The organism is Pseudomonas sp. 05N432, assembly GCF_056396945.1.
Window position 1 is genome coordinate 308,104 of the sequence record NZ_JBFTMM010000002.1, and the last position, 15,051, is coordinate 323,154.

Sequence of the window (15,051 nt, forward strand, 5' to 3'; positions counted from 1 at the left end):
ATGTTGGATGTTATACCGTCATCGCGAGCAGGCTCGCTCCCACAGGTTTGTGCCTTAACTGACTGGCATTGGTCACTGAGGACCGGTTTTTTCATGTCTCTGCATCCCCGTCAAACCATCGCGGTGTTGGACACTTCACGCAATCTGGACAGAGAAAGACCAATGCCGATCATCACGGAGTCGCTACTCAAGCAGCTGATCAATCAATACCGCATTGGTATAGATCAAGCTTCCATCGCTTGCTCGATGTCCGACCAGATGGAACTGACCGCGTTCGTGTTGCAAATAGACGCGCATTTGGCAGTCGGACAAGGGGCCGTATCCCTCAGGCAGGATCAAATCCATTGAACTCATGTCGACATCGACCATGGCTTCACGCTCATGGGTCTTCTGCAGGCGTTCTTCAGCTTCCTCCAGGCGCAGGTGGAGGGGGGCATCGACGTCAAAATGGATCTCTCCCACCGGGGTGGATTTTTGGGCGCCGCTGATTTTGCACCAGCCTTCGATCGTCAAGGCACTCATGACGGAACCTCCGTTGTGGACTGCTGGACTCTGTAGCTCGGGCCGCTGCTGGTCGATCGCTACTGTCCGTAATCAGAAATTAAGTATAGCTGGCAACCGGGCCTCGCTTAGGGGCGTGGGGCTCGACCCTGATTCTTTTGACTGATCGGAAACAAGTCGCTATGCCCAATCCAGTACCGGGAGACGTGATGCTGAATTTCTTTAGCTATAGGTGGCGAATGGATTTAAATAATTAACTTGTTGTTGGAGTTGGAGTTGGAGTGCTCGTGCGTCACGGTACTTCAGGAGAAGCGCGTGCTCCGTTCCTGCACTATACTTCTTGCTGACTTTACCGTCAGGAGCAGTGGTGCTTGTCTGCTCTGCTGGGACGTCAGATTAATATTAATTTGACGATGCTGTTAAGTGGCGATGCTTTTGCATAATCCACGCGTAACAGGAATAGGATGAAGAGAAAATGGCAATAGCAATTATCTTGATTCTAATCGTTGTTGCATCAGTGTTGTTCAATATTCTGGCGCCTTGGCATGCGACACCGGCCGCTTCCAACTGGGGGTCGATAGACACCACCCAGTTCATCACCCTGGTCATCAGCGGAATATTTTTCATCGCCATCACGGTATTTATGGCGGTCGCCGTGATGCGTTATCGTCATAAGGACGGTGCCAGGGCGGCTTACCAGCCAGGCAATAAAAAGTTGGAGTTATGGTTAATTATCGTTACGTCGGTCGGTATTGCCGCGATGTTGGCGCCAGGCCTGGTTGTTTATAGTGATTTCGTCCGGGTGCCGAAAAAAGCTTATGAACTTGAAGTGGTTGCCCAACAGTGGCAGTGGGCTTTTCGTTTTCCCGGTCGAGACGGGAAGTTGGGAAAGTCGGATATCAAGTTTGCTGATTCCATCAACCCTTTCGGTCTTGATCCCAAGGATCCTGCAGGGCAGGACGATATATTGATACTCAACAATGAAGTTCACCTTCCGCTCGATCAGCCGGTAAAAGTTTTACTGCGTTCTAAAGATGTGCTGCACGATTTCGATGTACCGCAAATGCGCGGCAAGATGGACATGGTGCCGGGGATGGTGTCGTACTTTTGGTTTACGCCAACTAAAACCGGGCAATATGAAATTATGTGCGCTGAATATTGTGGCGTAGGGCATTACAACATGCGCGGCCATATGATCGTGGACGAACAGAACGCCTTCGATCAATGGCTGAGCAGCCAACCGACTTTTGCGCAGACATTAGCGGCAGCTACCAAACCCAGTCGCGACAGCGTGCTGGAAAAAGGCCGACTGTTGGTCGAGAAGTACGGTTGCAACGCCTGCCATAGCCAGGATGGCAGTGCCAGTCTCGGCCCGGGATGGAAAGGGCTGTACGGCCGCACTGAACAGCTTGCCGATGGCACCAGTGTGCAGGTCGATGAGGCTTACCTTAAATCGGCGATTCTCGATCCAAAGGCCCGGCGGGTGCAGGGCTACCCGCCGGTCATGGTGGCCTATACTCTCAATGATGATGAACTGGGTGCTCTCGTCACCCTGATCAAATCACTGGGTACCGCGCGCCAAGGCGATGAGCTTTCTGCCCCAGGTGAAGACTTGGCGGCGCAGGGACAGCAACTGGCCAAGTCGTTCGGCTGTCTGGCCTGCCACAGTGTCGATGGCAGCAAGGGCGTCGGCCCCAGCTGGCAGGGTCTGTATGGCAAGACAGAAACCCTTGAGGACGGTACGAGGATAAAGGTCGATGAGGACTATATAAAAGAATCGGTTCTTAAGCCTAACGCCAAAATCGTCAAGGGTTATGCACCCATCATGCCGACCTTTACGCCGAGTGATAAGGAGTTGAGCGCACTGATCGCTTTTATCAAATCCAAAGCGAATGCCGACGCTGACGCGAGCAAGGCGGAGCCAGGAAAGTAGCCGTAAGCAGCCAGCAATACACCGAAACTTCAGTTGGAGGATGACGTGATGGCCTATGCGGAGCAAGCCGAAACAGAAGCACTGCACGAGCCCAAAAGTTTCCTGACCAAATATATCTGGAGTCAGGACCACAAGGTCATCGCCATTCAGTATTCCTTGACGGCTATATTCGTGGGCATCATCGCCGTGGTGTTGTCCGATTTGATGCGCTTGCAGATAGGCTTCCCCGGTAGTTTGGGGTTCATGGACGCCAGTACTTACTATCAAGCGATGACCATGCACGGCATGATCATGGTCATTTATTTGCTCACCGCCTTGTTTCTCGGTGGCTTCGGCAACTATCTGATCCCGCTGATGGTGGGGGCCCGTGACATGGTCTTCCCCTACGTCAACATGCTGAGTTACTGGACCTACCTGCTCGCGGTACTGGTGTTGCTCGCCAGTTTCTTTGTTTCTGGCGGCCCCACCGGTGCGGGCTGGACGCTCTATCCGCCACAGTCCATTACCAAGGGGACACCGGGGACCGAGTGGGGCATCGTACTGATGCTCGTCTCACTGGCGATTTTTATCGTCGCAACCACCATGGGCGGGTTGAACTACGTCACCACGGTGTTGCAGGCGCGCACGCACGGCATGACATTGTTTCGCATGCCGCTCTCTGTATGGGGAATCTTCATGGCCTCGATCATGGCCTTGCTGGCTTTCCCGGCGTTGTTTGTCAGCGCGATCATGACGCTGTTCGACAAGCTGTTGGGCACCAGTTTCTTTATGCCGGCGATCATCTCGCTGGGGCAGCAGCTCGATCACCAGGGTGGCAGCCCAATATTATTCCAGCACCTGTTCTGGTTCTTCGGCCATCCGGAAGTCTATATCGTTGCTCTCCCAGCGTTTGGTCTGGTCTCCGACTTGATCAGCACGCATGCGCGTAAAGGTATCTTCGGCTACCGAATGATGGTGTGGGCCATTATTGCGATTGGCGTACTCAGTTTTGTGGTCTGGGCACACCATATGTATGTCAGCGGAATGAACCCGTACTTTGGCTTTTTCTTCGCCACCACCACCTTGATCATCGCGGTGCCGACCGCACTGAAAGTCTACAACTGGATTCTGACCCTGTGGCGGGGCGACATTCATCTGACCGTACCGATGCTGTTTGCCCTGGCCTTTATCGTCACCTTTCTGGTCGGCGGTCTGACCGGGTTGTTTCTCGGCAATGTGATCGTGGATATTCCGCTTTCGGATACCTATTTCGTCGTGGCCCATTTTCATATGGTCATGGGTGTCGCACCGGTACTGGTGGTGTTCGGCGGCATTTATCACTGGTTCCCGAAAGTCACCGGGCGCATGACAAACGAAACTCTGGGCAAGCTGCATTTCTGGATTACCTTTCTCGGCACCTACGCGATTTTCTTTCCCATGCACTACCTGGGTTTCCAGGGCATGCCACGCCGCTACTACGCCTATGACAACTACGCGTTCATCCCGCAGTCGGCGCAAGAATTGAATTCTTTCATTACGGTGGTCGCATTGATCGTCGGCGTTTCCCAACTGCTGTTCCTGTTCAACCTGGCTTGGAGCACTTTCAAAGGCAAGCCCGCAGGCAGTAACCCCTGGGGCGCGGCCAGTCTGGAATGGCAAACGCCGGACACCCCGCCGGTACACGGTAACTGGGGCGCGAAGCTGCCGGTCGTGCATCGCTGGGCCTACGACTACAGCATGCCGGGAATAGACCAGGATTTCGTTCCGCAAACGGTCTCCGACGAGGAGCTGGAGCAGATGCGGCAACTCAGTGCAGGAGCCAGTATTGCGGACGTTAAGACATGAACAGGCTGCTATTGAGAAACGCCGACGGTGCTGACCCCGGCGGTAGTTGGAGTGGTGGTCCTGAGGATGTTCAGGCCGCCGAGGTTGCCGATAGAATCCAAAACGCAAGAGTCGGCCTGCGCTTGTTTCTGGCCGTGGTGAGCTCGTTATTCTTTCTCTTTTTGGTTGCCTTTATCGAACGCTCGCAAATGGCCGACTGGCGACCCCTGACGGAGCCCTTGGCGCCCTTGGCCAACCTATGGCAGCTATGGCTGAATACGGCTTTTCTGGTATTCAGCTGCATCGCCCTGCAGTGGTCGCGTATGGCCGCCCGACAGGGGCGACTGGACGCAACGGTCATTGGTTTTGCAGTGGGGGGTGTATTTGCCGTTGCCTTTCTGACGGGACAACTCTGGGTTTGGCAGCAGTTTGTCGCCTGGGGCTACTTTGTCGCCAGTAATCCGGCCAACAGTTTTTTCTACCTGTTGACTGGCCTGCACGGGTTCCACCTGCTGGGCGGGCTGATCGCCTGGAGCAGAACCGTCGCTAAATTCCTGCATCACGTTCCGTTGCCGCAACTCAGCGCCAGCGTAGAGCTCTGTGCCATCTATTGGCATTACTTACTGGGTCTTTGGTTCGTGCTATTCGCGCTGCTGACCAGTACGCCGGCAACCTATGAAGCCATTGCCAGATTCTGCGGCCTGAGGTGAAAAGCCATGGCATCGCACCCGCTAGCCCCACTCGAGTCCAGTTCATCCAACCCACCCAGCTCGCCACCTGCAACGGGATGGCAGGGCATCGCCAACGACTGGGCCTCGGACAGAGAGGCTTTCAGGCAGGTGCCTTGGGGCAAGGCGATGATGTGGATATTCCTGCTCAGCGATACGTTTGTATTTACCTGCTTTTTAACCGGCTACATGTCGGTACGCATGACGATCACCAGCGCCTGGCCGAACCCCAGTGAAGTGTTTGCATTGACGATCGGCGGCAGAGAAATCCCGCTTATTCTGATCGCCATCATGACCTTTGTGCTGATCAGTAGCAGCGGCACCATGGCCATGGCAGTCAATTTCGCCTATCGCCATGATCGCGCGAAAACCGCTGCCCTGATGCTGGCGACCGCAGCCTTCGGGGTGACCTTCGTCAGCATGCAGGCATTTGAATGGAGCAAGCTCATCGCAGAAGGAGTGCGTCCCTGGGGGAACCCCATGGGGGCGGCGCAATTTGGTGCCAGCTTTTTCATGATTACCGGTTTCCACGGGCTGCATGTGTCAGTCGGCGTCATCTACCTCAGCATTGTGGCGATGAAAGTATTGCGCGGAGATTATGAGCGCTCCGGAAACTATCAGATCGTCGAGATAGCCGGGCTTTACTGGCACTTCGTGGACCTGGTGTGGGTGTTTATTTTTGCTTTCTTCTATTTATGGTAGGTCGTGAACAGCTTCTGAAGAGGAGCACTGATGATGGCGCATACCCAGGGTCAGCAACATCCAATCAGCTTGTACCTTAAAATCTGGGGGCTGTTATTCGTCCTCAGCACGCTGTCGTATCTCGTCGACTATTTTCACTTCCAGGGCTACCTCCGGTGGTTCCTGATCATCACGCTCATGTTGTTGAAGGCAGGTCTGATTGTCTCCGTCTTCATGCACATGGCCTGGGAACGGTTGGCCATGGTCTACGCCATATTGGTGCCACCGTTGTGTTTACTGGTACTCGTCGGACTGATGGCCACCGAGGCTGATTATGTGTTCCTCAGCCGGGTGATTTTCTTCGGCCAATAAGCGACGTCCGGATGGCACTTCCGGACGCCCTCAAGCCTGCGGGGCTAACCCGATATCACTCGTTTGAACTGATGCCATTTGTGCTGCCAGGCGACTGTCCAGTGGGGGGCTGCCGTTCCCGTGCCGGCGATCTTCAGCCTTGGATGATGTTCGATTACCCGGTCCAGTACCGATTCCTGATCCGGCTCAACATCCACGAAGAAGATATGTTTACCCTCGTCGACCACCTGTTTAAAACTGCGGAAGTGAGTGTTTGGCACCTGGATTCCAAAAAAACCGCCTTCCCAGATGCTGAAGCCCAATATAACAATGGCAAGGAAGATAAAAGGCATCCAGCCTGCAGCGGATTCGGTCCAGCCCAGCCAATAGGCGCCACCCAGGACCAGCGCCGCGAGTGGTATGCCGACCACCGCACCAATCTCGCCAGAGTGAACAGTATCTTGCTTCATTAACGAGTTAACTTCGTGGAGGTGATGTTCTTCAACATCAGCCACTTCTTCACTGAGCACATGAATTTGTTCGGTATTGATGCCGTTGGCTTCCAGTTCATTTTCAACGGTTTCAAGATCGTCGAGATTGTCACTGATGTAATAGTGCCGATTCATACCACACCTCCCATCTCGTGCTTGCTGTGGACCTCCTCTGTCCTGCAGCCGTTAACTGAGATTTGCAGTCGGTATCTGTAGCGGTAGGGGACGTTGCAGACTTCATGCAATTTGAAAGAAGTATAGCATTCGCTAGCATGCGTGATTTGCAGTGTCAAGATCTGGAGAAGGCGCCGAAACAGCGCCCCCTTGTAACGTCAGGACGGTTCTGCATCCATGCGTCGCGCAATCACATCCAGCACATCGCAACCGTCGCGCAAAGGTATGCAGCAGAGCAATGCGAAGTCGCTGAGAATGACCGAGTCAGTGGTGATGTCACCCCGCATCGCGAGGTTTTCAAGAATCTGCGTCACGGCTCGGATTCTGTAGCTGGCCGTGCTGAGCAGTGAATGCAGCGGTTGAGTGGTGTTGACGAACAGGGAGGGTAGGTCGTCGGCGTTGCTGGTTAAGGCCATGTATTCATTCATGAGTGATCACCATGTAGTTGGAGGACCCCACCACTCAATTGTCGCCAAACAAATGGGTGGCAGCTGTACGCGGGTTGGCGAACCGGACATGGCATAACCGGCAGATCCTAGGATCTCCCACGCACAGCTACCAAAAAACAGGCAGCTAAGTGCGTTCAAAAGCGCTCCGAAACTGCTCGGAAGCTTCTGCACCATGTCGTCGAGTCGCCAAACCCGACACGCCATTTGGGCGTCGGCCGACTATAAGCCTCGTGACAAAAGCACAGCAATGCGCAAGTGTACGGACAATTCCCAGTGTCGTGTGGGACATTGCCTTTTCGGAAATTGGCTTCTTTGTGCCACCAGTAAATGGGTGGTCGACACTGAATTTGGCTGGTGTTAACAGGTTGTTCAAGGGTGGAAGAAACAGTGCTTCACTAAATCCCGCCCACAAAAAACCGGCCACTTGGACCGGTTTTTTTATGTCTCTACATCTCCCGTCAAAACCACCTTGACGTGAGACCAAATTCGATTGGAGCGGGTGAAGGGAATCGAACTCTTAATGGACACGGAGGTGCGAATGTTGTGTAGGTGTGTAGGTGCGCGAGCGGCGTTCGCCCCTGGAATCGTTGGCTACACAGATGACCCTCCAGTAGAGACAGGCCAAGCACGCCGGCCAGACTGGCGCACAGAGCCGCTTCAACAACTGCGAGGTATGCATGAGCATCCCCGTGCTCATGCCTCGCCGTTTAGGCCTCCCTACGTTCTCTTCTCTTTCGCCCTCCAATCCTTGCTGTAGAGCAGTTTGTCGCGGTGTAGTTGTAATACCTTATTGGTTTGCAGGATTTTCTGAGTTGCGCTGTTGAACTTCTTTGCCTCATCAAAAGCTAGGAAAATTTGCTTTTGTTTGAAGGAGGCCAGGATCTTAATGATATGTTCAGTGGCGGCAATTTCGATGTTTTTGTATATCATCGAATCATGGATGACGAATGGCAGGCGCGTGAGCGACAACATTGATAGGTCAAACCCGACCAATCCCGCATACGATTTGCCTGTTCCAGTATCCAGTGGAGAGGTGAAGCTGTAAGAGTTGGCACTCTTAATACGAAGCTGTGACGGGTTACGCTCAGGCCCGTAAACAAGGTTGTTGAATTTCTCAAGTTTCTGATTGATAGCGCCTTCAATCTCAAGGAAGATTTTGTCGTAGATAGCATCTAGGCGTGTTTTGGAAGCTGTCTCGCTATCATCAATGGAAACCTTCTGCTCGAAGAATTTATTTTCTTCCCTAGCCTTGTCGGTAACCTCTTTGAGTTCAAAAACCTTCGCGAATAGGTCTGTTGGGGTGCCTTTAGCTTTAAGGGTGAGTTTTATTTGTTCATCAAGGTCGGTGATGAGGCCGGTAATCTCAGACTCATTTGCGACCAAAAGCTCAAGTTCACTTTTAAGTTCTTTGCTTACTAGCTTGCCAATTTTTGCGTGGAATTGCTCTACCTGCTCGAGGCGCTCGAGGTTGGCCTCTGGGAAGAACTCAGCAACGAGGGCTATGTTTGCAGCCAGGCGAGGGGATACGCCAGAGAGATCTCTCTGAAGTTTTTCTCTTCTAGCCGAAATCAGATTTCTCTTATTGATCATCTCATTTTTGGTTTGTTGGATGGCCCTTAGTTTTTCATCGAACAGGGCTTCGTATGCGGTGATGGCACCGGCGAAGTTATCCTTGATGTCACTGATGGCTTGCGCATTGGTTTTAATGAGCTGATTGTTGGATTTATACTTGGTCATCGTGATCCGTGGGATAATTTCCGCAGTCATCGACTTCCTCATCAAATCTTGTTTATCTTTCAAGATCTGAAGTACAGCCCGCTCCACGGAAACATCACCCGTGCGTTCAAAGAGATCGAGCAACCTGGCCACGCCCGCGCTGAGTCTTTCTTTTGAAGCTCCTGCTAATGGATGATCTGGATCAGCTTCTCCCTTGTTCCATATCCGAGCAAATGGGCCAACGATGGATCGGAAGGAACTCTCTAGCTCAGACAGATCATATAGGCTTTTGAGCTTCTCTCTATACGCTTCAAGTGATATTTCGTCTTCTTTGACATGATTAGAGTTGCAGATTTCAACAACGTCTGGCTGCTCAGTAGATCTAGTGACGAATAGGGGGACACCACCGAAGTCAAATGTGATTTCGTATGAATGGCTCCCAAGCACCTTAATCACTCCGGCGTCGTCTACCAATAGGCTACTACCGCCCATTGCGAAGTCGATTACCAAGAGAGTTGATGATTTGCCAATGGAGTTCTTTGCTTCATCATCACCAAGGACAATGTTTAGCCCGGCATGGAATTCAATAGGGCTTTGATTGAATAGGTTGCACTTTATCTGTTTAAGCATATTCAATCACTCCAGTTTCATCCTGAACATCTAGATAGCCTAAGAAAAATAAAACATCCATCGCAGCAAGAAATTCAGATGCGTCTAAGAATTGATCGCGAGTCTTGGCGAGGGCTTTGGCTACAGTTTCACCAAGCTCCTTCTCTGCTAGGATGGCGTGCATCTTGAAAATGGTGGATTCTTCAAGCTTGGTAAACTTACTAGGCACTAGCATCGAAAACCTCGCAGTTTTGCACAAAGAATGAAGTTATAATCTTCGAGACGTCCAGCGACTTACCGCTCTTGGCGCTGATCCATTGAGCGATATAATTGAAAATGACATCCTTGTTGTCGGGGTGCTCTCTGTGCATCGCCCAGAAATAGGTATTAACTTGGTTGAGTAGCATTTTTACGGCTGCTTGATCCCGTTGCTCAAGCAGCCGCAGTTCATCACGGATTGTCACGAAATAGCCAACCACATCGTGTCGTATGTTGCGCTTCAGGATGTTACTTGCACCTTTCTTTAGTTTCTCTTTCAAGGTGAAAGCATTTAGCTCTAAGTCAAAGGCGACAAGGTTTTCGTCGTCCAGATCGGCGAAGGACTCAATCAGCTCTTTTATCTCTATCCTGAGGCTGTGCTCAGAAATCGACTTTCTGGCATCCGTATCTCGGATGAAACCGTCCTTGATTTCCCGCAACCGATCATACTCTGCAATTTTAAAATCCTTGTCATACTTCCGGTGACAAGAAGGGCACAAGCAGATCACGTTATCGAGCCCGTTGATGTCGATAGGGATCGTGTGATTTACCAGTGCCAAAGTTTGAGCGGTAGTTGGGTTCAGAGGATAGATGTGAGCGACTTCATAAAACTTTCTAGGGTTTTTTGAACCTGGCTTCTTATCTATGATTACACGAGCGCAAAGCGGACAGATACCACCTGTCTCCGCATAAAGCATGCTGTGCTCTTCAGGATGGTATGTTGTCCTTGCATTCGCCATATAAAACCTAAATTGTCTGCATGCCACTCAGGGCTGAGCAGTGCCCCGGCTGGCTGATATAAGAGTGATGAACAGGCGCAGGTATAAGCTCCATACGGCATGATGGGATCGCCTGACCTACGGATGGTTGGGAGGGTAGCAAGACGCTGTCAGCCGACGCGGCGGCTGCGCTTGTTGATATAAACACGCTGCTTTCGCAGGTTGCCTTTTCAAGATTCCACATTCCCTGTGCCTGATTTCCACTTGTCCTGCGCAACATAMCATTTTGCCATCATCGCCGGTATAGCCAAGCCCCATCTTTTGAGGGCGGGACAACCGATKGCAGTGTCAGCATCATTGAAGCTGTGAGGTATGATCGTCGGAGCTTGCCTCCCTCAAATCAGGCTTGGAATGATGCTGAAGGTTTTGAAGCGCGTCTTTAACGTCCTCTATCCCGACCGCCGTCCCGATTGGGAGCAGAAGAGTAAAAAGGTGACAGATTCATTTATCAGCGAATAGCCAGGTCGATCATGACTCGACCAAATCCCTAGCATAAATAAAAAGCCATCAAGGCGGTTTTTCCCCAATCCCCCTGCGCCTTATCCTAATCCACCGAAAGTCACTCTTCACCGCCCCCCATCTCACGATCCTCAAACGCAGAACGCACGGCCTCCACAATGCGTTCTGCCATGCGCTCATCTTCAAGCTGCGGGTACCCTTTCTTTAGCTTGCCGGACACCACCCAGCCGTTCTCCTTGATGGAGCGAATGATGCGGTTCGCATCCTGGTCTGGCATTTCCAGTACTTCTTTCAGCCGGTCCTGAGCTTGCTGAAAGATCACCAGTACTCTGGCTTCATCCGCCATTTCCTTTCGAATCGTGTGCTCGACGACACGTGCGGTGTACAGGACGTGTTCGGTCAGATCGGGATAGCGCCAGGCAAAGCACGCGTCCTTGTATTCATCGAAGATGAAGTTGCTGCGAGTCCCGTCCTCATAGGTCACGAGTTCGCCGAACCGATAGTCCGCTGCGTAACGTCGCATGAACGGTCGCGAGAATACTTCGAGCGTACGGTCGTAGCCGGCCCTGAAGTCGATCGAACTCGTGATTGTGGCTGACACCGGCAGTATCACGCCGTCGGGCACTGCCTTATCCCGAATAAGGGTGTCGTTGATCAGGAAGCGATGAATCCGGCCATTGCCATCGCGCATGGGATGGATGTACACAAAGCCAAATGCCAACACAGCGGCACGTGCCACTGACTCCGCACCTCGAGTTGCGACCTCAAACTCGTTGAGTCCAGCCAATAGCTGAGCGAGATCCGCGTAATGTGGGGCAATGTAATGCACGATGTCCTCGCGCATCGTGGCTTGTCCCACGAACACAGGAGAGTGCCGCAAGCCCAGTCCGATAGCATCCCGCCCCAGAATGCCAGCTTGCAGGGACTGCAGGCTGTCGTTGCTCAACGGGTCTTCGATATGACCGCAGTACTGGCCAATGACATGGGCAAACCGCCGGATGCGATCGGCCTGGTCGGCTTCCTTTTCGATGAGAAAGCTTGCGCGTGATTCCTTGAACGTCAGCCAACTGGCCGTACGCATCAGGATGTCGGCACCAAAGGCCTGATCCAACTCATCCAACGCCTCGCGTAGATCGAATTGCAGTGCGTCCTGCACCGGTGCCGTACGACGAACCAAGGGGCAGAACTGCGCCGTCCCCGGCAGATTGTTATTGACTCGCCAACGCCGTGTTCGCAGTGCCTTGTGACGAGTCAGGTAATCTTGTGGCGAAAGTACATCAACATAACCGCCATTGGTCACGTCTGGCACATCCAGACGTTGCCCTGTCAGCCATTCGTAGAGAAATCCCGTACGGCGGGCGTACTGGCCGAATGGCTCCCGTCGACACCAGTCTTCGATAGGCTGCGGACCTGTGACCGCAAACAGGCGGGCGAAGAACTCGAGATGGATCTCTTCGTACTTGAGGCCGAATTCGAAATGTCCTGCGAAATCGTCTGCGGGCCGATAGCTTGCCGGATAGCGGTTCTCCACATTTCCGTCACTTTCGCGACTGACACGTACAGTGCCGATCATCGAGTCGACTCGTAGAGGCTGTGCCAGTGCGATGTCGTGACGGTTTGCGAGGGTCTTGAAACCGACTTGCATTGACGAAATCCTTTACTGGTGCAATGAAAACGCTAACAGAACATTGATCATATGCGAAAACGCTAATTTTCGTAGGCGTGAAAATGCTAACGCTTGATGAAATTTGATAATAAATCCGTGTTTTTAGAAAAAAACGCTAACAGACTTCAGGGTAGTCGCTAACGCCCCGAGAGCACTTACTCATCGATCAGCGGACAACGGACGAAAGTGGGGGAGATGCCTCAGAGCCCGATTCCACCAAACCCCAGGCACAAAAAAACCGGCCATCAAGGCCGGTTTTTTCTTTACCTGCATCCCCCGTCAAATACGATGTGTGTAGTGGTCAACTGATTCTGGTGACCTGCTCTTTAATTAAGGGGGCACTGTCCAGAAAGGAAGACAATACAACCTAACGCCAGAACCTCTTGAGGGAGTGCCTCGCCGCATGGTGCTGGAACTGTCGTGTTATTCAGCCTGATGCTGCGAAGGAAGCAATACGCTGTCAGAGCGTAAAGACGCTTGAGATCCTCCGACAGGATCCAGTCTGCAATGCCACCGAGGTGAGAGATCTCCGGAACTTCATCCAACAGTGTTTGGTGATCCGCCTCAGCAAGTCGGTAGTGCCGTTTGCCATCCGCCTGGGTGTCGACGGTCACTTTTCCTCGGGATTCGGTGCCAATCTCATGCCAAAAGGAAAATGCAAAACGCGCAAGGCCAAACAGGGGGTCCGCTCCTCTCACTGAGTCGTCCGGGTCAATGAACACAATTGGCCCATTTCCCTCTTTGCTGATCACGTTTCCAAAATGAAAATTCAAATGTGCAACATCGACGGAAGAGAACTTTTCGGACCTGGCAAAGTTTGATGCCTTTGTATAAATCTCGAACAAGGATTCGTTAAGCATTACACCATTGAAAATAGGACACTCAAGAAACATGGGGTCAAGACTCTTGATCGCGTCCCATTCTTGCTGCAGCTTACGAAGGAGGTCAAAGCGCTCTCCTTTCGCATTCTGGTACTCCCTGGAAATTGCCGGGCCAATCGTGGCCAGCGCTTTCTGCAGAGAGGCGCGTTTCGAAGTGTTGGCCAGTTTTGCGTCGAATACAATATTAGAGAGCGTGCTGCCCGAGATTTTTTCTAATGCGTAAAAGGCTCGTCCGTTTATCGCGCCTTCATGGATTACGGGAATCATCTGATCAGGATGGAGTTGGCATAGTGCCTTGATTTGCAAAACCTCCTTGGTCAGCTTTTCATTGAATTTTTCGTCCCTTGCCGTTTTGATAACAAATCCGGCGCTGAGAAGATCCACATCATGTGACTTGGCCATTAGCAAACACCTTCGAAGACAGAAACTTTTTTGCCTGCACTGAGAGTGCGTAGTGTTGCGAGCACAACGGCTGAGTAACCAATGGTGTTGCTGACATAGGATTGTACTATCACCTCGGACAGACCTTGTTTACTTAGGTAGCTTGGACGGTTGATTAGCAGATGCTTATCGTCGGCAACGAGACTACCGCAGCGAGGTTGGTAGCCATAAGCGCGGCTACCCAACGGCAAATCTGTAGCCATCGCGATGTATGGATAGTGCTCATGGACTTTAGCGGCAGCATCGATGATGTCGCTCTTGAGCAACATTCCCTGATCCGAAATTACAAACCGGTTGATTTGGTAGCCGGGAGCTTGGACTGGTGCACGAAGCGAAACAGTATTCAGCATGTCAGCCCATGGCAGAACCTTGCGGCGGCTTTGGACGATCTGAGAGAAGCTGGGGCGCAGGTTGTTGCGAGCATCCTGCATACGTCCTTCGAACGAACGGGTGCCCAGTACGCCGTTGGGAGTATCAGGATGCACAATGTCAGTTTGTACCGAGAGAATTGCAGTCGCGTCCTTGCCATGGCTCGCCAACGCTTCCAATAACACTCTTAACGACGCATGCATACCGTTTGACTGGCAGGAGCCTAAGCAGAACATCCCCGAGCTAACCTCTGTTGGAGCGACAGATGGCAATAGCTCATGCGATAAGTCAATCAAACAACCATAAATGCTTGGCAGGGCATCTGCTTCAGCTACACCGAGCACAATCGGCGCAACCTTCCTCACCTTCTGGGCGACGGCACTTTCCGGCAGAATATCGGATTTTGAAGTTGCAATGACCGCAAAGTCGAAGCGGCCTAACTCATTAATGTCATCTTTCGCAATATTCGAGAATACAAAATTTACGACATTCTCGTCGATTTTTATCTGGTTTGGCGATAGTACCTTAATTCGCTCAAGTGCGTTTGCTTGTGCCAAAGCTAACTTTGCTACGATGCCGTGAATCGGCAATAAATGAGGGTAATGCTTATCGGTAGATGGTGCGTTAGTGATTACTGTAGATATGAAAAAACCGTCTTGTGTAGGGTCATTCAATAGCAGTAAATTGGCGCCAATTTCAGCCCCGCAGCCGATCAGTAGGCAGGTCTTCATTTACATTATCCTTAATATAAAAATGGCCAAG

Annotated in this window: 14 protein-coding genes; 5 read left to right on the forward strand and 9 right to left on the reverse strand. The window is 51.9% G+C overall.

What is annotated here, in order from left to right:
• Positions 1 to 183: 183 nt before the first annotated feature.
• Positions 184 to 522 (reverse strand): hypothetical protein, encoded by a 339-nt coding sequence (locus AC1DHT_RS03765; RefSeq protein WP_054596084.1) that lies wholly within the window; start codon positions 520 to 522, stop codon positions 184 to 186.
• A 454-nt stretch (positions 523 to 976) separates the two neighbouring features.
• Between AC1DHT_RS03765 and AC1DHT_RS03770 the strand changes: the two genes are divergently transcribed.
• Genes AC1DHT_RS03770 through AC1DHT_RS03790 form a run of 5 tightly spaced genes read left to right on the forward strand, consistent with a single transcriptional unit; the run spans position 977 to position 6,018 of the window.
• On the forward strand, positions 977 to 2,434 hold the full coding sequence (locus tag AC1DHT_RS03770; RefSeq protein ID WP_427536769.1) for a c-type cytochrome: 1,458 nt from the start codon (positions 977 to 979) through the stop codon (positions 2,432 to 2,434).
• Positions 2,435 to 2,482: 48 nt separating this feature from the next.
• Positions 2,483 to 4,258 carry a cytochrome c oxidase subunit I gene (ctaD, locus tag AC1DHT_RS03775; protein WP_427536914.1) on the forward strand — a complete coding sequence of 592 codons (1,776 nt, stop codon included), beginning with the start codon at positions 2,483 to 2,485 and terminating at the stop codon, positions 4,256 to 4,258.
• On the forward strand, positions 4,255 to 4,947 hold the full coding sequence (locus AC1DHT_RS03780) for a cytochrome c oxidase subunit 3 (protein ID WP_427536767.1): 693 nt from the start codon (positions 4,255 to 4,257) through the stop codon (positions 4,945 to 4,947). Before ctaD ends, AC1DHT_RS03780 begins: the two co-directional genes overlap by 4 nt.
• Positions 4,948 to 4,953: 6 nt before the next feature.
• On the forward strand, positions 4,954 to 5,667 hold the full coding sequence (locus AC1DHT_RS03785; protein ID WP_427536765.1) for a heme-copper oxidase subunit III family protein: 714 nt from the start codon (positions 4,954 to 4,956) through the stop codon (positions 5,665 to 5,667).
• Between the two features lie 33 nt (positions 5,668 to 5,700).
• On the forward strand, positions 5,701 to 6,018 hold the full coding sequence (locus AC1DHT_RS03790) for a cytochrome C oxidase subunit IV family protein (RefSeq protein WP_054598259.1): 318 nt from the start codon (positions 5,701 to 5,703) through the stop codon (positions 6,016 to 6,018).
• Between the two features lie 44 nt (positions 6,019 to 6,062).
• Here AC1DHT_RS03790 and AC1DHT_RS03795 read toward each other — a convergent pair whose 3' ends face one another.
• The 8 genes from AC1DHT_RS03795 to AC1DHT_RS03830 form a co-directional block, all read right to left on the reverse strand.
• Complete coding sequence (locus AC1DHT_RS03795; RefSeq protein ID WP_347929172.1) at positions 6,063 to 6,623, reverse strand: magnesium transporter; 561 nt, start codon at positions 6,621 to 6,623, stop codon at positions 6,063 to 6,065.
• A gap of 197 nt (positions 6,624 to 6,820) precedes the next feature.
• The gene (locus AC1DHT_RS03800; protein WP_054596089.1) at positions 6,821 to 7,090 is read right to left on the reverse strand and encodes a hypothetical protein; all 270 of its coding nucleotides are present in this window, start codon (positions 7,088 to 7,090) and stop codon (positions 6,821 to 6,823) included.
• Positions 7,091 to 7,828: 738 nt separating this feature from the next.
• On the reverse strand, positions 7,829 to 9,457 hold the full coding sequence (locus tag AC1DHT_RS03805; RefSeq protein WP_427536763.1) for a DUF2326 domain-containing protein: 1,629 nt from the start codon (positions 9,455 to 9,457) through the stop codon (positions 7,829 to 7,831).
• The gene (locus AC1DHT_RS03810) at positions 9,450 to 9,665 is read right to left on the reverse strand and encodes an ABC-three component system middle component 7 (RefSeq protein WP_427536761.1); all 216 of its coding nucleotides are present in this window, start codon (positions 9,663 to 9,665) and stop codon (positions 9,450 to 9,452) included. Before AC1DHT_RS03810 ends, AC1DHT_RS03805 begins: the two co-directional genes overlap by 8 nt.
• Positions 9,658 to 10,392 (reverse strand): ABC-three component system protein, encoded by a 735-nt coding sequence (locus AC1DHT_RS03815; RefSeq protein WP_427536759.1) that lies wholly within the window; start codon positions 10,390 to 10,392, stop codon positions 9,658 to 9,660. Before AC1DHT_RS03815 ends, AC1DHT_RS03810 begins: the two co-directional genes overlap by 8 nt.
• A gap of 640 nt (positions 10,393 to 11,032) precedes the next feature.
• Complete coding sequence (locus AC1DHT_RS03820; RefSeq protein ID WP_427536757.1) at positions 11,033 to 12,577, reverse strand: Fic family protein; 1,545 nt, start codon at positions 12,575 to 12,577, stop codon at positions 11,033 to 11,035.
• Between the two features lie 347 nt (positions 12,578 to 12,924).
• Positions 12,925 to 13,881: a hypothetical protein gene (locus tag AC1DHT_RS03825; protein ID WP_427536755.1), complete on the reverse strand. Its 957-nt coding sequence runs from the start codon at positions 13,879 to 13,881 to the stop codon at positions 12,925 to 12,927.
• Positions 13,881 to 15,020 carry a hypothetical protein gene (locus tag AC1DHT_RS03830; RefSeq protein WP_427536753.1) on the reverse strand — a complete coding sequence of 380 codons (1,140 nt, stop codon included), beginning with the start codon at positions 15,018 to 15,020 and terminating at the stop codon, positions 13,881 to 13,883. The genes AC1DHT_RS03825 and AC1DHT_RS03830 overlap by 1 nt, the downstream gene beginning before the upstream one ends.
• Positions 15,021 to 15,051 lie beyond the last annotated feature (31 nt).